The 19,108-nt window shown below is 57.3% G+C and carries 17 protein-coding genes; 16 read left to right on the plus strand and 1 reads right to left on the minus strand.

The features are described from left to right. The first annotated feature begins 33 nt into the window (after positions 1-33). The 10 genes from H6F58_RS01375 to H6F58_RS01420 all read left to right on the plus strand — a co-directional run bounded on the left by H6F58_RS01375 (position 34) and on the right by H6F58_RS01420 (position 11,773). Positions 34-678, plus strand: coding sequence for a 2-dehydro-3-deoxy-6-phosphogalactonate aldolase (locus H6F58_RS01375; RefSeq protein ID WP_195180916.1), 645 nt, complete (start codon positions 34-36; stop codon positions 676-678). Then, the gene (gene dgoD, locus H6F58_RS01380; protein WP_195180917.1) at positions 675-1,823 is read left to right on the plus strand and encodes a galactonate dehydratase; all 1,149 of its coding nucleotides are present in this window, start codon (positions 675-677) and stop codon (positions 1,821-1,823) included. Before H6F58_RS01375 ends, dgoD begins: the two co-directional genes overlap by 4 nt. A gap of 5 nt (positions 1,824-1,828) precedes the next feature. Beyond that, positions 1,829-3,151, plus strand: a complete 1,323-nt coding sequence (locus H6F58_RS01385; RefSeq protein WP_195180918.1) for an MFS transporter — start codon at positions 1,829-1,831, stop codon at positions 3,149-3,151. Positions 3,152-3,365: 214 nt separating this feature from the next. After that, positions 3,366-3,755: a (deoxy)nucleoside triphosphate pyrophosphohydrolase gene (locus H6F58_RS01390; protein ID WP_060702880.1), complete on the plus strand. Its 390-nt coding sequence runs from the start codon at positions 3,366-3,368 to the stop codon at positions 3,753-3,755. Beyond that, positions 3,752-6,739 (plus strand): DEAD/DEAH box helicase, encoded by a 2,988-nt coding sequence (locus H6F58_RS01395; protein ID WP_195180919.1) that lies wholly within the window; start codon positions 3,752-3,754, stop codon positions 6,737-6,739. Before H6F58_RS01390 ends, H6F58_RS01395 begins: the two co-directional genes overlap by 4 nt. A 116-nt stretch (positions 6,740-6,855) precedes the next feature. Further along, complete coding sequence (locus H6F58_RS01400) at positions 6,856-7,281, plus strand: hypothetical protein (RefSeq protein ID WP_206693380.1); 426 nt, start codon at positions 6,856-6,858, stop codon at positions 7,279-7,281. A 354-nt stretch (positions 7,282-7,635) separates the two neighbouring features. After that, positions 7,636-8,685 carry a nucleoside hydrolase gene (locus tag H6F58_RS01405; RefSeq protein WP_195181116.1) on the plus strand — a complete coding sequence of 350 codons (1,050 nt, stop codon included), beginning with the start codon at positions 7,636-7,638 and terminating at the stop codon, positions 8,683-8,685. 119 nt (positions 8,686-8,804) lie between these two features. Continuing rightward, positions 8,805-9,611: an ECF transporter S component gene (locus H6F58_RS01410; protein ID WP_195180921.1), complete on the plus strand. Its 807-nt coding sequence runs from the start codon at positions 8,805-8,807 to the stop codon at positions 9,609-9,611. Between the two features lie 9 nt (positions 9,612-9,620). Further along, entirely contained in the window at positions 9,621-10,376 is a 756-nt protein-coding gene (locus H6F58_RS01415) for an energy-coupling factor transporter transmembrane component T (protein ID WP_195180922.1), read from the plus strand. 5 nt (positions 10,377-10,381) lie between these two features. After that, the gene (locus H6F58_RS01420) at positions 10,382-11,773 is read left to right on the plus strand and encodes an ATP-binding cassette domain-containing protein (protein ID WP_195180923.1); all 1,392 of its coding nucleotides are present in this window, start codon (positions 10,382-10,384) and stop codon (positions 11,771-11,773) included. A gap of 18 nt (positions 11,774-11,791) precedes the next feature. Here H6F58_RS01420 and H6F58_RS01425 read toward each other — a convergent pair whose 3' ends face one another. Continuing rightward, positions 11,792-13,276, minus strand: a complete 1,485-nt coding sequence (locus H6F58_RS01425; RefSeq protein WP_195180924.1) for a gluconate:H+ symporter — start codon at positions 13,274-13,276, stop codon at positions 11,792-11,794. A gap of 304 nt (positions 13,277-13,580) precedes the next feature. Between H6F58_RS01425 and H6F58_RS01430 the strand changes: the two genes are divergently transcribed. From H6F58_RS01430 to H6F58_RS01455, 6 genes are all read left to right on the plus strand, one after another. Continuing rightward, positions 13,581-14,345: an IclR family transcriptional regulator gene (locus H6F58_RS01430; RefSeq protein ID WP_195180925.1), complete on the plus strand. Its 765-nt coding sequence runs from the start codon at positions 13,581-13,583 to the stop codon at positions 14,343-14,345. Positions 14,346-14,383: 38 nt separating this feature from the next. Beyond that, complete coding sequence (locus tag H6F58_RS01435; protein WP_195180926.1) at positions 14,384-14,752, plus strand: RidA family protein; 369 nt, start codon at positions 14,384-14,386, stop codon at positions 14,750-14,752. Between the two features lie 84 nt (positions 14,753-14,836). Next, positions 14,837-15,985: a PrpF domain-containing protein gene (locus H6F58_RS01440; RefSeq protein ID WP_195180927.1), complete on the plus strand. Its 1,149-nt coding sequence runs from the start codon at positions 14,837-14,839 to the stop codon at positions 15,983-15,985. Between the two features lie 88 nt (positions 15,986-16,073). Beyond that, positions 16,074-16,841, plus strand: a complete 768-nt coding sequence (locus H6F58_RS01445) for an amidohydrolase family protein (protein WP_195180928.1) — start codon at positions 16,074-16,076, stop codon at positions 16,839-16,841. A gap of 223 nt (positions 16,842-17,064) precedes the next feature. Then, positions 17,065-17,817: a glucose 1-dehydrogenase gene (locus tag H6F58_RS01450; protein WP_195180929.1), complete on the plus strand. Its 753-nt coding sequence runs from the start codon at positions 17,065-17,067 to the stop codon at positions 17,815-17,817. A 162-nt stretch (positions 17,818-17,979) separates the two neighbouring features. Beyond that, the gene (locus H6F58_RS01455) at positions 17,980-19,053 is read left to right on the plus strand and encodes an alkene reductase (RefSeq protein ID WP_195180930.1); all 1,074 of its coding nucleotides are present in this window, start codon (positions 17,980-17,982) and stop codon (positions 19,051-19,053) included. Positions 19,054-19,108 lie beyond the last annotated feature (55 nt).

Below are 19,108 nucleotides of genomic sequence, written 5' to 3' on the forward strand. Positions count from 1 at the left end.
CGATGAACGATGTAAATAAGGAAAGGTTTTGCCGTGAATGAACCTGCAACAGCTTTGAAGACTGCGGGACTAGTTGCCATTTTGCGAGGTCTTCAGCCAGCAGAAGCCCAAGCGGTGGGCGAAGCGCTCTATGCCAGCGGCTTCCGCTCGCTGGAAGTGCCGCTGAATTCCCCGCAACCGCTAAAGAGCATCGAAATTCTGCGCAGCGTGCTGCCCGAGGACGCGGTAGTCGGCGCTGGCACTGTGCTGACCGTGGAACAAGTCCGCGCATGCCATGGGGCTGGATCCCAGATCATCGTCTCGCCGAACACCAACGTGAATGTCATCCGGGAAACGGTGGCCCTGGGCATGGACTCCTTCCCGGGAGCCGCCACACCGAGCAACGCCTTCGACGCCATCGAAGCCGGAGCAAAAAACGTCAAGATCTTCCCTGCCGAGCAAGTGGGGCTCGCAGGATTCAAAGCCTGGACCGCTGTGCTTCCTGCCGATATCGGCCTGATCCCCGTCGGGGGAATCAGTGAGGAAAACATGGCGCAGTGGGTAGACGCCGGAGCCACCGGTTTCGGTATTGGCTCGTCCCTCTACAAGTCCGGACGAAGCCTTCAAGACCTGAGCAAAAGGGCAGACAAGCTTGTCCATGCCTACCAAATGATCCATGAGATGAGGAAGTCTGCATGAAAATCACAAAACTGACCACGTACATGGTGCCACCTCGCTGGCTGTTTCTGAAGATCGAGACCGACGAGGGAGTCACCGGCTGGGGCGAGCCAGTGCTCGAAGGCCGCGCCTCCACGGTGGCCGCAGCAGTTGAAGAGCTCTCGGATTACCTCATCGGCCAGGACCCGCGGAACATCGAAGACCTGTGGACCGTCATGTACCGCGGCGGTTTCTACCGCGGTGGCGGCATCATGATGAGCGCGCTGGCCGGCATCGACCAGGCCCTCTGGGACATCAAGGGCAAGGCCCTGGGAGTTCCGGCCTATGAGCTGCTTGGCGGCAAGGTCCGCGACAAGATCCGCGTGTATTCCTGGATTGGCGGAGACCGTCCCTCGGATACCGCGGCCGCCGCAAAGGACGCCGTTGATCGCGGCTTCACCGCGGTGAAGATGAACGGCACCGAAGAACTCCAGTACATCGACACCTGGGACAAGGTGCAGGGTTGCTTGGAGAATGTTCAGGCGGTCCGGGACGCAGTAGGCGACAACGTGGGAATCGGCGTCGACTTCCACGGCCGCGTCCACAAGCCAATGGCCAAGGTCCTGCTCAAGGAGCTGGAACCCTTCAAGCTGATGTTCATTGAGGAACCGGTGCTCAGCGAGAACGTGAACTCGATGCTGGAGCCATTGCGCAATTCCAGCACGCCCATCGCCTTGGGAGAGCGCCTGTTCTCGCGCTGGGACTTCAAGGATGTCCTGGCCAGCGGAGCGGTGGACATCATCCAGCCGGATCCTTCGCACTGTGGCGGCATCACCGAGGCACGCAAGATCGCGGCCATGGCTGAAGCCTACGACGTGGCGGTTGCCTTGCACTGCCCTTTGGGCCCCATCGCCCTGGCAGCGAACCTGCAGATCGATGCCGGTGCCTACAACGCCTTCATCCAGGAACAATCCCTGGGAATTCATTACAACAAATCCAACGATCTCCTTGACTACGTCAATGAGCCGTCGGTCTTCGCCTATGAGGATGGCATGGTCGCCATCCCCGAGGGACCGGGCCTGGGCATTGACGTGAATGAAGAGTACGTCATTGATCGCGCAGCTGAAGGTCATCGCTGGCGCAACCCTATTTGGCGTCACAAGGACGGATCCTTCGCAGAATGGTAAATCGAATGTCTCAGTCGACAGTGTCGTCAACTGCCACACACAAGGGCTCTGGCAAAGCCACAAAGATGCGCTACGCCGTAGCCTTCATGTTGTTCCTTACCGTAGTCATCAACTACATGGATCGTTCAAACCTTTCGGTCGCAGCACCATTGATTTCCGAGGAATTCGGACTCGATACTGCACAGCAGGGTTTGCTGCTCTCCGCTTTTGGCTGGACCTACGCTGCCATGCAGCTTCCCGGCGGATGGCTGGTAGACCGAGTGCAGCCCCGGCTTTTGTACCCCATTTGCCTGGTGCTCTGGTCCGTCGCGACCATCTTCATGGGCATGGCCGGAAGCTTCGTAGCCCTGATTGTCCTGCGCTTGGCAGTGGGCGGTTTTGAAGCCCCTGCGTACCCCATCAACAACAAGGTGGTCACCGCGTGGTTCCCCGAGCGTGAACGCGCCACCGCCATTGGCTTCTACACCTCGGGCCAGTTCATTGGCCTCGCGCTTCTGACTCCAGTTCTACTGTGGCTGCAGCACGCATTGACCTGGCATTGGGTCTTTGTAGTCACCGGCGCCGTGGGTGTCATCTGGGGCCTGATCTGGTTTGTCCTCTACCGCAACCCGGTGGATTCCAAAAAAGCGAATGCCGCCGAAGTCCAGTACATCCGCGAGGGCGGTGGATTGGTCGACCTGGGCAGCACTAAGGCCAAGTCGGCAGCACCCAAGCTGAACAAGGCTGACTTCGCGTTGGTTCTGGGGCGGCGAAAGCTGTGGGGCATCTACATCGGCCAGTTCTGTCTGACATCCACGTTGTGGTTCTTCCTGACCTGGTTCCCAACCTATTTGGTGACCTACCGCCACATGGACTACATCAAGACCGGATTCTTGACGTCGCTGCCATTCATCGCGGCCTTGGCCGGTGTGCTGATCAGCGGAGTGCTCTCTGATCTCATGCTGAAGCGCGGCGCCAGCCTTGGCACCTCGCGCAAGCTGCCAATCATCACCGGGCTCTTGCTTTCCATGAGCATGATTGGCGCAATCTTCACGGACAGCACCGCGCTGGTTATCACCTTCATGTCCATTGCCTTCTTCGGCAATGGCCTGGCCTCGATTACCTGGTCCCTGGTGTCCGCGCTGGCGCCATCGCACTTGATTGGCTTGACCGGTGGCATGTTCAACTTCATCGGCAACCTCTCCTCGATTGCGACGCCAATCGTGATTGGCCTGCTGGTCTCGGCAACCGACTTTGGTCCAGCCTTCATCTACATGACGGTCATTGCTGCGGTCGGAATCCTTTCCTACGTATTCCTGGTCGGCAAGGTGCAGCGCGTCGAAGGGTAAAACTTACGATCATTCGGTAGAGGCCACGCTTCGTTTTCAACTAGGACGAAGCGTGGTCTTTTCCGTTTATCGGTGCCAACCAGCTATGGCATTCGTATTACCTTCGGCTCTACTGCACTGATTTATCCGTCAGTCTGCAAAGTGTCCATGTTGGCAGATAAGATCACTGGTAACGGTAGTAGTCGATTAATGTAGACGTCAGTGGGGAATTGGGTTGAAGAAGCAGATCAACGTTGTCGGGGCCGTAATCGTTCGAAACGATGAGATTCTTTGCGCGCAGCGCGGGTTTGGCGGCAGCCTCGGTGGCATGTGGGAGTTCCCAGGCGGCAAAATCGAACCCGGAGAAAGTCCTCGCCAGGCACTCGAACGTGAAATCCAAGAAGAGCTACTCTGCACCGTGACGGTAACCGACGAAGTTACAAGCACGACTTATGAATATGATTTCGGCATCGTGACTCTGACGACCTTCTATTGCGAATTAGTTGAAGGGGAGCCGCAACTGACGGAGCATGAAGCTACAAAGTGGCTGAAGCGCAGCGAGCTGGACGCATTGGAATGGGCTCCTGCCGATATCCCCGCTGTCGAGCTCATCAAGGCGGCATGATGTCGTCCAGCACGGATATCTCATTCACCGGTGGGCTTTCCGGTGATGTCACCTATGGTTTTTTGGACGGCAAGAAACAGTCTCGTCGCCACCATCATCCACGTGTAGTCCTCAACGCGGACGGCAATACGGTTCTGCGTATACTGCGTGAAGAGTTAGCGCGATGCGACGAATTCATTTTCTCTGTCGCCTTCGTGACACCAAATGCAATCGCAATGCTCAAGCAAGAGCTCGTGGAGTTTTCTGGCCGCGGCACAATCATCACCTCGGACTACCTGGGGTTCAATTCGCCGTCTGCCTTCAGCGAGTTGCTGAACCTGGAAAACCTTGGCATTGACGTCCGAATTCATAGCGCTGATGCGTTCCACCCCAAGGGCTACATTTTTAAGTCGGCTGACGTGGTCACAGCGATGATCGGTAGTTCAAACCTTACGGGCAATGCCATCGTCAAAAACCATGAGTGGAATCTAAGGGTGACCGCGGCGAACGACAGCGACTTGGCTGGGCAGCTCGCTGACCTCGCTGGTAGCCAGCTCACTGAGTCTCAATCGCTGAGCCAGGAATGGATCGATCTTTATGCAGCGCAGTACACGCCGCCTCCACCGCGCAAGAAGATCGAAATTGCCAAAAAACTCGAGCAAGCGGACGAACAGCTTATCGATGAAGTTGCTGCAAGGCTTTCCGAATCCAGCGGCTTTGGCGGTGACATCAACTGGGCAGATCAGCTCATGCCGATTCTGCCCAACAAGATGCAGTCTGAAGCGCTCAAGGCATTGGAGAAGGTGCGCCTCAGCGGCGAATCGAAGGCCATTGTCATTTCGGCTACAGGTACAGGCAAGACAATACTGTCGGCGCTTGAGGTACGAGCTGCCCACCCAGAACGATTCTTGTTTGTTGTTCACCGCGAACAGATCTTAGACAAGACGATTAAAGAATACCGACGAGTCATCGGTGGGGATGCAGACCAGTTTGGCAAGCTGGCTGGTATCTCGAAGCAGAGCGATCGAAAGTATGTGTTCGCGACAGTTCAGACCCTGTCTCAAGATGCAGTGCTGCAGTCGATTGAGTCAGACACCTTTGACTATGTGATTGTCGACGAGGCCCACCGGGTCGGCTCGCCGACGTATAAGAAGGTCTTGGCCTATCTGCAACCGAAGTTCTTGCTCGGGCTGACAGCGACTCCAGAACGTAGCGACGGGTTCAACGTATTTGAGTTCTTCGATTACAACGTTCCGTACGAGATTCGGCTGAACCATGCATTAGAAGAGAACATGCTCAGTCCATTCCACTATTACGGAATCGCGGACGTGACCCTTGATGATGAATCGGTCCGCGATAGTTCCGAAGATCTATCCCACCTCGTGACCGCGGATCGTGTACATCATGTGGTCGATGCATTAACCAAGTATGGACAGGCCGGTGCCGCGCCTAAAGGGTTGATTTTCTGCTCCAGGAAAGACGAAGCTAATGCCTTGTCTGCCGCCCTGAATCAGCAGAAACTTCGCGGAAAAACGCTCCGAACTCTAAGCCTCAGTGGTGATGACTCGATTGAGCGGCGCGAGCAAGTTGTTTCCCAGCTTGAAGCGGGCGATCTCGATTACATCCTCACGGTGGATATCTTCAACGAAGGTGTCGACATCCCAACCGTGAATCAAGTCGTGATGTTGAGGCAAACGCAATCAGCGATTGTCTTTGTCCAGCAGCTTGGGCGTGGACTTCGCAAGGCGCCAATGAAGGATTACCTGGTTGTTATTGACTTCATTGGCAACTATGCGAATAACTACATGATTCCAATTGCATTGTTCGGCGATGAATCCTTGAATAAGGAGTCCTTGAAGGAAAAACTGATAGCAACCGAACAAGCAGGTGTGATGGCTGGCCTATCGAGTATTCGATTCGACAAGATTGCCCAGCAGCGCGTTCTTGATTCGATCAGGACAACAGCACTAGACAGCATTCAAAAGCTGCGAGGATCGATGCAAGCCATGCAGAACCGTGTTGGGCAAGTTCCGCGACTTTTCGACTTCTATCGCTTCGAATCAGTCGACCCAGTTCTGCTTGCAACGAAGAAGGAGAACTACCCGACGCTCGTGAAGAGCCTGCTCAGGATCGATCACGATCTCAGCACGGACGAGCTGCGTGCCCTATCGTTGCTGTCGCACGAAGTACTGACGTCGAAGCGGATCCACGAATTTATCTTAGTTCGAGAGCTGCTTTCTCAAGAGTCAATTACGTTTGGTGAGTTCGAGGTAGCTCTGCGCGATCAGGGTGTGGAGCCTACCGAACGTCAAATGCTCAGTGCGGTTGAAACTCTCAATCTTGCTAACCACGCGCAAGTGGACCAAACACGGTACGGCACTCGGCTGGCCACTATGGCGAACGAGACCATTTCTGCTGATCGTGGTTTCATCCACGCGTACCGTACGCACGGATCCTTTACTGAGGAAGTTGATGATCTGCTCCAAACTGGAATGGCGCTGGTCAACGATCGGTACATTGGAGGACACCCGTTTATCGTCGGAGGACAGTACTCTCGCAAAGAAGTCACGAGGCTGCTCGGAGTACCGAGAAAGTGGACTTCAACTCTTTATGGCTACAAAGTCGACATGGAATCTAAAACCTGCCCGATATTCGTGACTCTCCATAAATCCGATGACGTTTCTGCCAGTACGGCGTACCAAGATGAATTAGTTGACCCATCGCATTTGCGGTGGTTCACGAGGTCACGCCGTACGTTGCGCAGCGATGAAGTTCGACACATAGTCAATAACGAAGTAGACCTTCATGTTTTTGTGAAGAAAGACGATGCCGAAGGCACCGAGTTCTTTTATCTCGGCCACGCTGACTCACGAAACGCTGAACAGACACAAATGCCTGATAAGGACAATGTGCAGCTGAACGTAGTTACTATGGACCTGCATTTTGAAGAGGCCATAGACAGTGCGCTGTTTGACTATCTGAGTCCGAATGCAGATCTTACCTGAAGCGGAAGAATTCTTGTTCGCACCATGATTAAAGGGTAATAGATTTAAGTAGACAGTAAGCGTGCGTTTTTTGCTGGAGCAGAAACATTCCTATCAAATGAAAACGAGGCCTCGGAATGAAAATTCTTTGGGAATACCAGATGGAAAAAGTTAATGACTATCTGGCGCGAAGTGGAAACCCTATTGTCCCCGTGAATTCTAACGATGAACTGGTCGCAGCTAATGAGATTCGAAAACCAACGCAGTTTGTTGCCCCTGCGCTCATGGTCACGGTCATTTCGTCTGTAATTATTGCTTTGACTACCTATTTGACGTTACACCTGAATTTTATTTCAATTATGATCCAAGCGGGCGAAGTAGGCGAGGTTGACACAAGATTTCCGATGTTCGAGGAAACCGCTGGACTCATGTCTATTTTGTTATTAGTGGGATTATCTATTGCCATATTCATGTTCTGTTCTTTTGTCCGAACATGGAATTATCGTTACATCGCAGCGGCGAACTCGGTTGTGCAGGCTCGGCAGGCAATGGTAAGCAAGTAATTACTTTTTGGGCCGGGTGGCGTCATGATATTTTCTGGGAGATGCTGCCGGAAGAAAGCGGAAGCGCTCTTCCAATGCTCTGTCCATTCGCCTTCGGGCAAATAATTTGAGTTGGCGATCAACCTATAGACGAGTAACCGAACCAGCTGTGCTAGGTTCCTTAGCAGTTTTGACCAATGAGGAAGTTCGCGTGGCAGCAACATGCAACTGAGGGCGAACCGCGGTAGCGGTGATTGTCGAGAAGTTATCTGATTTTGACGTGGAAACTGGGACTTCCGGATGTGCGTGTCCGGTCCGCCACATGGAACGTAAGTGACGAAGGGTCGGTCTTTGAAAGGGAACGTCGTGAATCAAATATCCTTGCTCATTGATTGCGATACCGGCATCGATGATGCCTTGGCCTTGGCATATCTCTGCTGCCTCGATCATGTGCAGATCGAAGCAGTCACCAGCACCCCAGGCAATGTTGATGTCGAGCAAGTCGCCGCGAACAATCGTGCACTTCTTAAACTTTGCGGTAAGTCTGATGTTCCGGTGCTCATCGGTGCCCGTGAACCGTTAGAAATTCCTTTGGTAACGACCCCGGAAACCCATGGCCCTCAAGGTGTTGGTTATGCGACGTTGCCTGATCCTGGGCCCAGTTCCAGTGATGACATTGACGCTGTCGATTATTGGATCGAAGCGGCCCGCGCCAACCCCGGTGAGCTTATTGTTCTTTTGACTGCGCCACTGACCAACTTCGCGCTAGCGCTGCGCCGCGAACCAAAGCTGCCCTGGCTGCTGCGCAAAGTAGTCATCATGGGCGGTGCCTTCTACTACCAAGGCAACACCACCCCAACGGCAGAGTGGAACACGCATGTAGACCCGCACGCGGCCAAGGAAGTATTTGCGGCCTATACCGCAGCGGCTGAACAAGGCCTTGAATCCGAGAAGCTTCCCATCGTCTGTTCGCTGGACACCACTGAACGCTTCGAAATGCAGCCGGAGTTCCTGACGAAGCTGGCTGAAGAAGCAGGATGCGAAGAACCAGAGTTGGTCCAAGCCAGCGATGCCGAAGGCACGCTCAGCAAAGCATCCAACCCGCTGGTGCGCTACCTTTCTGATGCCTTGCGGTTCTACTTTGAATTCCACCGGCACTACGACCAGGGCTACATCGCTCACGTCCATGACTACTTCGCGGCCGGCGTCGCAGCGGGCACCCTGGAATATGAAACTCGTCCCGCCACCATCGATGTCGAGACAGAATCACAATTACTATTTGGAACTACCGTGGCGGATTTCAGGGGGCTCTGGGGCAAACCGGCAAATGCCCATGTGGTCTCCCGAAACGATCCAAAAGCAGGATTTGAAGAACTGGTTAAACGCCTCGGTGCGCTGGCCCGAGAACTAGACAAGGATTCCTAGGCGCCAAGACGAGTGAGCTAGAATCATCTACCGGGTCGAGGTGACATAGACCCGCAACTCGCGCGCGCCAGCCAGCTCCTTGGTGCGCAGTCATTCTCGTACCCCAGGACTGATTCATCATGTCATCAAATCTTCTTTTGTCCGACGAATCTTCGTCGCAAACTCTACGCCGCCGGCTCTTGGCTATCGCAGGAACCGTTATCCTCGTGGCAACGTACCTGACCTTGATCATCACCCAGCCCATGGGAATCGTCGAGGGACTGGGACAGGGCGTTGCCCTCGGTACCTTCGCTGCCTACCTTGCAGCCGCTGTTCTTCTGTTGCTGGCTGTATTGCCTGATCTTCCTGTCTCCACCTTGACTTTGATTCCAGTAGCACTGGCTTTGAACATCATTCTTGGACAGTTTGTCGGCTCGGTAATGATTCCTCTCTACATCGACTCCATCGGTACGGTCATTGTCGGCTTCCTGGCAGGACGTCGTGCCGGTGCCGCCACCGGTGTACTGAGCACCTTGGTCTGGTCGCTGTTCGCACCCACCGTTCTGCCTTTCGCAGCCGGTGCCGCACTTGTCGGTTTCCTTGCAGGAACCGCTGCGCGTTTCGGTGCACTGCGTCGCATCTACCTGGCGCCAGTTGCTGGTCTTGTTGCCGGTGTTCTCGTTGGCGTGGTTTCCTCCCCGGTAGCGACCTTCGTTTACGGCGGTACCTCGGGCGTGGGTACCGGCGCATTGGTTGCTGCCTTTAGCTCCATGGGTGACTCGCTGCTCTCTGCTGTCACCAAGCAGGCATTGATTTCGGATCCAGGGGATAAGGCAGTGGTCTTCCTGGTCGCAGCCCTTCTGGTGTACGCGCTGCCAAAGCGCTTGAGCGGGAGCTTCGCCTTTGTCCGTCGCTACCGGGTCTTGGGAAAGCGCGTCAGCAAGTAAGCGACAACCATGCCCCGCACCATCAAACTTCACCCATTCACCATTCTGGCTATTGCGGTAGCAGTTATCACCATGACGACTGCTGCCAGCCTATGGTGGTTGAGCTGCGCCGTCATGGCACTGTGCCTGCTCATCGCGGGATGGGCGGGGCACCTGAAAAAATTGGCAGTTCTCAGTGGTGCCATGCTGCTGCCAACATTCCTTTCGTTGCTGTTGATTCATGGGCTGATCTCCCGGGACCAGTCTCCTGCCATTGCGCAGTGGGGTCCGCTGCGAGTGACCATTCATGGTCTGGAAGTGGCGTTGTCGCTGGGCCTGAGGACGGCAGTTCTTGTCGTTGTTGGCCTGCTCTGCGGATTGCTCATCGACAAGCATCACCTGGTGGCTGCCATTGACCTCTCGCCAGTTCCGCCGCAGCTGGGATATTTGTTGGCGGCGACATTGTTTTTGCTACCGCAGATGGCTGAGAAGCAACGCCAGATTGGCGAAGCGCAAACCCTGCGCAACATGGGCACCGGAACAGGCCTGGCAGGGTGGTTCCAGCGCATTCGCCTGCGCGCGGTTCCGCTGGTGCTGGCGTCGATGCAGGATGCTCAAGATCGTGCCGTTCATTTGGCAGCACGAGGGTTCCCGGCAACTGGTGCCCGTACCCGTTTGCGAACGGTTCCGGACTCTTCGGTACAGCGCGGCATCCGGTGGGCTGCCTTGGTCTGCGCAGTTCTGGGGCCGATACTGATTTTGACTTTCATTGGGAACAGGGGCTAGCAGCCATGAAAAGAAAACTCCCAGGGCAGCCCACCACCATTCTTGGCCTTGACCTTGACCGCTTCTCTTACCTCGATTCCCATGACGTTGTCCTGCGGAATATCCAACTGGAGATTCAGCCTGGATCCCTGACGATTATCACGGGGCATTCGGGCTCGGGGAAATCGACGCTGGGTGCTATTCTTGCAGGCTTGCTTCCACGCCACTCGATGGATCACCTCGAGGGAAGCGTGGCTGTGGGCGGAACGCGCATAGAGTTTTCTGCCAAGTCCACTCTTCGTGTTGATGTGGCTGAGTGGGCGAAACATATTGGTTTCTTGCCCCAGGACGCAGGGCATTACCTCTCAGGAATCCGCGGCACAGTAGCCGAAGAGCTGGCTTTCTCTTTGGAAAACGCTGGTGTTCCCCGGGAACAGATGCATCAGCGGGTTGCAGAGCTGGCCCACCGGCTTCACTTGGGGAAATTGCTGGAGCGCCATCCCGAGAAGCTTTCAGGTGGCCAGGAGAGGCTAGTCGCGATGGCTGCGCTGGCCATCAGCGAGCCGGATGTCGTGGTCCTCGATGAACCATTGGCAGGGCTGGATCGCCAGGCCACCGTCTTGGTCATGGAAATGATCACTGCGTTGCGCGCTCAAGGAACTGCTCTGGTGATCCTTTCCGGATCAACACGATTTTGGGCGCAGGATGCAGATGAACTTTGGTTGCTGGAGAACGGAACGCTGCAACCGGCTTCAGCTGCAGAGCCAGGCAACCAGAGCGAAAAATCCATCCAGCGCCCCCAGCGATCGGCTGAAAATCCGGACGTATTGCTATGCATGGACTCCGTGGAGCTGGCCTATCCAGGTTCAGCCCACGCTGCAGTCCAGCATCTGGATCTTCACGTGCGTTCAGGGGAATGCCTTGGACTAGCCGGCGCGAATGGTTCCGGAAAAACCACTGTGCTCAAGTCCATTGCTGGTTTGCTAACCCCGGTGTCCGGGGCGCTGGAGGCTTCGGGGCGCGTAGGCCTCTTGCTGCAGAATTCCGCTGACCAGCTCTTTGAGCGCACAGTGCTTCGCGAAGTATCTTTTGGCCTTCCCAAGAAGAGCCTCCAGCTTGAGCGGGTTCCGCAGATCCTCGCGAAGCTTGGCCTCGCGCCCTACAGCGATACCCATCCCTACGAACTGCCAGCTTCCGCCCGCAGGCTTGTTGCCCTGGCGACCGTGCTGGTGCGCGAGCCGCAGATCCTGCTTCTTGACGAACCGACGGAAGCCTTGGATGAGGCTGGAGAGGCAATACTCCAAGAAGCCATAACCGAGGTGCTGGAAGGCGGCGGAGCAGTCATTCTTTCCACTCATGACGCACGTTTCATGGAAAGAATGACTGACCGGGTGCATGCGCTTCAATCCCGTCGCTGACCAGCGATCCTGGGATTGCTAGGACAAGACGCCGGCAGCGGCGTAGAGCAGCGTTGCAAAGATGGCCACGGCAACACCCAGCAGGGTCTTCAGGACCGTCCATGTCTTGAAGGTCTGGGTGACAGACATGTTCAGCAGGCGCCCAATCAACCAGAAGCCCGTGTCATTGACGTGCGGAAGAACCCCGGACCCTCCAGCCATGACCAGCACGAGTGCCGCCATCTGTATGGGGTCAAGCCCCGCGGCCGCGATCGTGGTGCCGAGCAGGCCGGCACCGGTGGTAATGGCAATGGTGGTGCTTCCGACCGCGGCGCTCATGATGGCGCAGACCAGGAACAGCGCGACCGGAAGGGGCAGGCCCGAAGCGTTCAGGGTTCCAGCCAAGGCATCTCCGATGCCGCTGGCGGTGAGCACCTCAGCAAACATTCCACCTGCGCCAACAACAACAAGTACTGAAGCGATGGGCTTGAGCGAATTCTCCAGCATGTCTTCAATGGCTGCCTTGCCGCGGCCGCGGCGGGTGCCCAATACGTAGCTGGCGGTGATGACAGTGATCAGCAAGGCGACGGGAATGGCTCCGGCGAATTGGAAGAGCTGAACCCAGAGGAGCTCCTTGCTGGCGGTGCCGGTCTTCACCATCATGGTGGTTCCCGTGTTGAGCAGGATCAGCACCAGGGGGAGGAAAATCAGCGCGAGGAGCGTGCCGACACTCGGTGGATTGACCTTGCTGGCATTCTTCTGCTTGACGGTTTCGACCAGGATGGGGGAGCCGGAAGAGCCGTTGCCCTCCGGTGCGGCGTCATCGCTGCTGGTCGAGGATGACTCGACGCGTGGTCCGCCAAACAGGATGTCCGGGATGGGCAGAACCATTTGGCGGCCCATCCAAGAACCCATCAAGTGTCCTACCAGGAACCATGACGGAAGCGCGACGACGAGCCCGAAGAGCATGACCAGTCCGATGTCCGCACCGAGCAAGGTGCCGGCGGTGACGATGCCTGGGTGGGGCGGCATCGTCATGTGCATCACCGACAGCGCTGCGGTTCCAGGCAAGACGTAGAGCAGAAGGCTTCCCTGCAGGCGGCGGGCAACGGCCAGGTACAACGGCAGCATCACCATGAAGGCCGCGTCGAAGAAGATGGTGATTCCAAAGAGCAGAGAAGCAATTCCCAGTGCCAGCGGGGCACGTTTTTCGCCCAGCTTGCCTATCAGGGCTTCGGAGAGGACCGAGGAGCCGCCGCTGGATTCTATGAGGCGCGCGAACATCACGCCAAAGGCAATGAGCAGCCCGATCTCGCCCAGAGTATTGCCGAATCCGCCCAGCAGCACGTCCAGGATCGAGGCCGTGGGAATGCCGGTGGCGAAGGCCGTGGCAATGCTGACGGTGACCAGGGAGACCAGCGCATGCCACTTGGCAACGAGAATCAGGAAGAGCAGCAAGGCAATGGCTCCGAGGCAGACAAGCACCAGCGTTCCAGCTGGCAAGGGGGTGAAGTCGATTTCCATTCGTTTTCTCCCGAATTCTGATGGTGGATAGCGCGCCACTGAACTACGACAAATGACACTTGTTTCTATATTCGAAAGCCGACTGTCAATTTTCGGCAATCAAAAGTTAGCCCCATCACACGCAGTCGTCAACCTCTTGCAATATTAATTTTCATCATTGCCAATCAGCGGCAACTTCCACCCAAGTGCTTGACTCGGGAAGTGATGATGATTATGGTGATGCTGCCTAAAAAAGAGAATCGACTCCCATTATTTGAGAGTTGATGGGCCAGCTGCAGATGTTGTTATTTGGCGGGAGAGCACAATGATGGAACCAAGCCCAGGTGGATCGCAGACCGCGGATCGTGCGATCGAAGTCCTGCGCCAGATTGTCCTGTCCGACACGGCGGTGCTTCTGGAAGTTCTCGCCGATCGCATTGGAATCAATCGAAGCGTGGCCTACCGCCTGGTTCGCTCGCTGGAACATGCCGGCTTTGTCAGCCGGGATCCACGGCAGGGCGGGTATACCGTCGGCCCTGCGTTCCTCTCCATCAGCGTCTTGACGGCCAGCCGCAACAACATTGGCCGCGCGGTGCGTCCGGCCATGGAAGAAATCGTCGCCGCCTACGGCGAAACGGTGTCTTTCCACGTTCGCAGCGGAAGCCAGCGAATCTGTGTTGACGTCGTTGAAGGAACACATGACATCCGCCGGGTCATCAAGGTAGGGCAGACGCTTCCTGTCTACGCAGGGGAAACCGGAAGGGTCCTCCTTTCGGGGCTTCCCGAGGAGGAGATCGAGAACTACCTCGAAATCGCCGCTGCCTCGGGACAGGATCCCACGGCGATGCGCGCGGATATTCTTCGGATCCAGCAAGAAGGGCACATTATCGGGCTCGGGCTGCGCACCCGCGGGGTTGGCACCATCTCATTGCCGGTCTACGGAACGCATGAACTCCTCGGCGCCCTGACGATCTCAGGTCCCGACAACCGCTGGTCCCAGGAGGCCATGGAGGAGGCATTGGCGCCCATCCGCGAACTCCTGGCTCCGACATTGGGCCTGCTGTCCTCGCGCAACGGGACAACAGAATAAGCACAACGCAAGATATCTACTACGAAAGTGATGCATTGATGTACCAGACTGCACAACACCCATACTCTGAAATTCGATTTGCCGGCGAAGGAACGGCGTACGTTTCCGGTGTCCTGCCATATAAGGAGGACGGGTCGATTGACCGCGATGTGGCCACCGCTCCGCAGAGAATACTCGACGTGCTGGGCCAGCGTCTGGCAGGACAGGGAATGAGCCTGGCCGACGTGGTGAAAACCACCGTATTCGTCACCGACATTTCATTGCGCGACGCCATGAACGAAGCCTATCTTGCGACTTTTGCCTCGCCAATGCCGACGCGGACCATTGTCGAGGTTCGGGCCCTTCCCCAAGACTCGCCCGTCGAGATCGAGGCCATCGCCTGGCGTCAGCCGCACGGCCAAGCCTAGAAATAGCCATGGGGCCACGGGATGCAACAGGACGCGCAACCCGCGGCCCGCAGTGGCCAATCACCGATATCCCAGGAGGGGCGAATGTCTGCCGATGAGTGGCACGAAGATCCATTGGAGATCCAGCGCAGCGTTCCAGTGACGATCATGCGCGGAGGGACAAGCAAGGGCGTGTTCATCGAGGAACAGTACCTGCCTCCAGCCGGTGCCTTGCGTGACCGGATACTGCTGTCGCTGATGGGCTCTCCAAACCCGATGCAAATCGACGGGCTGGGAGGTACCCATTCAAGCACCAGCAAGGTCATGGTGGTGGTCCCCAGCAGTGAACCCGGCGTGGATCTCGGCTATTGGTTCGCGCAAATCGGCGTGGACCAAGCGGTTGTCGATGCCTCGGGAAACTGCGGCAACCTGACAACCGCCGTGGCGCCATTTGCCATCGAGAACAAGATCATCGACGTTGCCGATGGCGAGGCCACGATTCGCATGAAGAATCTGAATACCGGCATCGTCATCGAGTCCATCGTGAAGGTGCGGCAAGGACATGCGCAGGTGCGCGGAGATGTCGCGGTTTCTGGGGTTCCCGGAACAGGGGCGCCAATCCACACAAAGTATCTGGATCCCGCCGGAGGGGTGCTCGGGAAGGCCCTGCCCACCGGCGCTCGCGCCGATCGAATCGCCGTTGGAGATGTGGCGTACCAAGTGTCCATCCTGGATGTGACCCACCCCGTGGTCTTTGCCGAATCAAGCGGCTTCGGACTGGATCTTCATTCCGTGAACACGAATGCGCTCAACCGGCAGCCCGATTTGCTGGCTGCGATCGAGCGGCTGAGGGGAACCTGCGCAGTGCGCCTGGGGACGGCCGAGAGTGCTGAACGCGCTGCCGCCGAGTCGTCGACCATTCCCAATATCGTGCTCCTGCAACCCAGTGATGAACCAGGCGCGGACATCCTCGCCCTTGCCGTATCCATGGGGAAGTTCCACCATGCGCTGCCGGTGACGGTTTCGCTGTGCATGGCGGCGGCAGCCGACATTGCCGGGACGCTTGTGCATGGCCTGGTCCCGGGCAAGGAGCGCGGCGCCCTGCGGATCAAGCACCCCAAGGGGACGATTGAGGTGAGCGCCGAGGTCCAAGACGCCGGGGCGGCGCCCATCGTCAAATCCGTGAGCATCGTCAGGACCGCACGTAAATTGCTCTCTGGCACTGCCTACTACGAGGACAACTCGGACAGCTAGCCAGCACGCCAATCGCGGAAGCCACGCTCCATGGCTTCCGCGCCACTCTTCAGACTGGAAATGACAACCCTTGAACGAAACATCTGCCATGCCACAACAAATATTTGATGCTCATTTGCACATCATTGATCCGGGATATCCACTCATCGAGAACAATGGATTCCTGCCTGCCGAGTTCACTGCGCGAGATTACCAGCAGCGCCTCGGCGGGCTTCCGGTCAGCGGAGGCGCGGTGGTCTCTGGGTCCTTCCAGGGCTTCGACCAGGATTACCTGATTGCGGCGCTTCAGGAGCTTGGCCCCAATTATGTGGGTGTTACGCAGATCCCGCTGTCCACCAGCGAAGAGGACATTCTGCGCTTGGACCAGGCCGGCGTGCGCGCAGTGCGATTCAACTTGTTTCGCGGCGGATCGGAATCCCTGGAGGCCATGGATTCGCTGGCGCGCAAGGTCTACGAGGTGGCGGGCTGGCACACCGAACTGTACGTTGACTCCCGTGACCTCGCTGACTTGCATCCCAAGCTCAAGGGGCTTCCCGAGCTGAGCATTGACCATCTGGGGATGCATGAGGAGGGTCTGCCCCACCTGCTTCGACTTGTCGAGGATGGGGCCTATGTCAAAGCGACCGGCTTCGGCCGGATCACCATGGATCCGATACGGGTCGTGCAGGAGATCGTGGCCACCAACCCCCGCGCATTGATGGTGGGAACAGACCTTCCCTCCACCAGGGCCCGCCGTCCATTCGAGGCCGAGGACTTCCTGCGGGTTTCCCAAGCCATTGATCCGCAGCTGGTCCCGGAGATCTTCTGGGGCAACGCCGCGTCGTTGTACCTGAAGCGGCCGCGGACAGAAGGATAATCCTGGTGCTGGTTGATCTGGTTGGCCTGGTTCACCGGCTCTTCGCATCGAGCATTTTTCCCAGGGGAGGACACTAAAGGGTGGGTCAAATGCATCAATGGTGACGAAGCAGACAGGGGTTTGATTGACACGTCATCGACTTTCGGGGTGGATCGGAGTAGCGTCCAAGGTAAGAGGCCAACGGAAATCCCGTGACCATCTCGAAACAGAAAGTGAGTGCATCATGGCTCAGTATGATGTGGCAGATCGTTCGGCAGTAGTTACCGGCGCTGGATCAGGTATCGGACAAGCAATTGCAATTCTCCTGGCCGCCAACGGAACCAAAGTCGTCGTCCAGGACCTGAACGGCGAAGCTGCCCAGGGCACCGTGGACACCATCAAGGCCGCCGGCGGAGAAGCCGTAGCTGTCGCTGGAGACGCAAGCTCCTCTGAGATCATTGATGAAACCATCAAGGCAGCCAACGCCATGGCTCCACTGAAGATCGGCGTCAACAACGCGGGCATCGGCGGACGCGCTGCCAAGGTCGGCGAGCTCACCGATGAGGACTGGGACAAAGTCATCTCCGTGAACCTGAATGCCGTCTTCCGCGGAACCCGTGCCCAGGCCAACGCCATGAGCCAGAACGGTGGCGGTTCCATCGTGAACATGGCCTCCATCCTCGGTTCCGTGGGCTTCGCCGGCAGCTCCGCCTACGTGTCCACCAAGCACGCCGTGGTGGGCCTGAGCAAGACCGCCGCCGTCGAATATGCCACTGACGGGGTGCGCGTGAACAGCGTGGCTCCCGGATTCATCGAGACCCCGCTGCTGAAGCAGATGCCAAAAGACGCCTATGACGCACTGGTCTCCAAGCACCCCATTGCCCGCTTGGGCCAGCCAGAGGAAGTCGCTGCACTCGTAGCCTTCCTGGCCAGCGACGCCGCATCCTTCGTCACCGGCAGCTACCACCTGGTTGACGGCGGCTACACCGCAATCTAGCGCAACCGCCTGTCGTGGATGCGGGGCACGCTAGCTCCGCATTCACGGATTCAGGCGCTGAGTGCCGTTAGCCAGCTCATATTCTCCGCTGTAGTGGAATAAGTTGTTTGCGACGGTAGTTACGCAATGCAACTACAATTTCCACTTCAGGAGTCCAACCCCATGGATCTTTTTTCCCCAGTAGCCCTCGGCGACCTCAAGCTGTCCAACCGCGTGGTCATGGCGCCATTGACCCGTTCACGCTCAGGCAAGGACGGCGTTCCCAATGCTGACGTCGTCGAATACTACCGCCAGCGTGCTTCCCTCGGCCTGATTGTCAGCGAAGGAACCTACCCGAGCTTTGCCGGCCAGGGCTTCGTCCGCCAGCCAGGCCTGGTCACTGAGGAACAGGTTGCCGGGTGGAAGAAGGTCACCGACGCAGTGCACGCCGAAGGCGGACTCATCGTCGCCCAGGTCATGCACGCAGGACGCGTCACCCACCCGGACACCACCGGGGCTGAGTTTGTGGAGGCGCCAAGCGCCATCGCCGTTGAGGGCGAGTCCCGCACCTACACCGGCAAGCATGCTTACCCGGTTCCCCACGCGCTGGGCACCGAAGAACTTCCAAGAATCATCGAAGAGTTCGTGGCTGCTTCGCGCAACGCTATTGCCGCAGGCTTTGACGGCGTGGAATTGCACGGCGCCAACGGTTATCTGCTGCATGAATTCTTGGCACCATCGGCTAACACCCGCACCGACAATTACGGTGGTTCCCCTGAAAACCGCGCACGCTTTGTCATCGAGGTAGCTACCGCTGTGGCCCACGCTATCGGTGCCGGCAAGACCGCACTGCGCATTTCGCCAGAGCACAATGTCCAGGGCGCTGTGGAAAACGATCGCGCGGATGTATTGGCTACCTACACCGCGCTGCTGGAAGGCATCGCCCCACTTGGTCTGGCCAACTTGAGCATCCTGCACCATGAACCTTCCGGTGAGCTGATCCAGTCGCTGCGCAAGACCTTCGGCGGACCGGTGCTGCTCAACACTGGCTTCGCAGAAATCACCACTTATGAAGAAGCCGCGCGCGTGGCCGCCGAAGGCTGGGGCGACGCCATAGTTGTTGGACGCCCCGCGATCGCCAACCCGGACCTGGTCCGCCGTTGGAAGGAAGAGCTGCCGCTGAATGAACCAGACTTCGCCACCTTCTACACCGAAGGCCCAAAGGGATACATCGATTACCCATTCTGGGAGAACTAGTCCTTCAGCTGCCTGATCCGAATTAGGCAAGACCACCGTTGAATGACTCCCCAAA

The organism is Glutamicibacter sp. FBE19 (assembly GCF_015524875.1).
Taxonomy (GTDB): Bacteria; Actinomycetota; Actinomycetes; order Actinomycetales; family Micrococcaceae; genus Glutamicibacter; species Glutamicibacter halophytocola.

Bases quoted from the DNA above. Each gene is read 5' to 3' on its own strand.
- H6F58_RS01450 (WP_195180929.1), top strand. From the start codon at position 17,065: ATGGCTCAGTATGATGTGGCAGATCGTTCGGCAGTAGTTACCGGCGCT.
- H6F58_RS01415 (WP_195180922.1), top strand. From the start codon at position 9,621: ATGCCCCGCACCATCAAACTTCACCCATTCACCATTCTGGCTATTGCG.
- H6F58_RS01420 (WP_195180923.1), top strand. From the start codon at position 10,382: ATGAAAAGAAAACTCCCAGGGCAGCCCACCACCATTCTTGGCCTTGAC.
- H6F58_RS01445 (WP_195180928.1), top strand. From the start codon at position 16,074: ATGCCACAACAAATATTTGATGCTCATTTGCACATCATTGATCCGGGA.
- H6F58_RS01410 (WP_195180921.1), top strand. From the start codon at position 8,805: ATGTCATCAAATCTTCTTTTGTCCGACGAATCTTCGTCGCAAACTCTA.
- H6F58_RS01455 (WP_195180930.1), top strand. From the start codon at position 17,980: ATGGATCTTTTTTCCCCAGTAGCCCTCGGCGACCTCAAGCTGTCCAAC.
- H6F58_RS01430 (WP_195180925.1), top strand. From the start codon at position 13,581: ATGATGGAACCAAGCCCAGGTGGATCGCAGACCGCGGATCGTGCGATC.
- H6F58_RS01440 (WP_195180927.1), top strand. From the start codon at position 14,837: ATGTCTGCCGATGAGTGGCACGAAGATCCATTGGAGATCCAGCGCAGC.
- H6F58_RS01400 (WP_206693380.1), top strand. From the start codon at position 6,856: ATGAAAATTCTTTGGGAATACCAGATGGAAAAAGTTAATGACTATCTG.
- H6F58_RS01425 (WP_195180924.1), bottom strand. From the start codon at position 13,276: ATGGAAATCGACTTCACCCCCTTGCCAGCTGGAACGCTGGTGCTTGTC.
- H6F58_RS01395 (WP_195180919.1), top strand. From the start codon at position 3,752: ATGATGTCGTCCAGCACGGATATCTCATTCACCGGTGGGCTTTCCGGT.
- H6F58_RS01435 (WP_195180926.1), top strand. From the start codon at position 14,384: ATGTACCAGACTGCACAACACCCATACTCTGAAATTCGATTTGCCGGC.
- dgoD (WP_195180917.1), top strand. From the start codon at position 675: ATGAAAATCACAAAACTGACCACGTACATGGTGCCACCTCGCTGGCTG.
- H6F58_RS01385 (WP_195180918.1), top strand. From the start codon at position 1,829: ATGTCTCAGTCGACAGTGTCGTCAACTGCCACACACAAGGGCTCTGGC.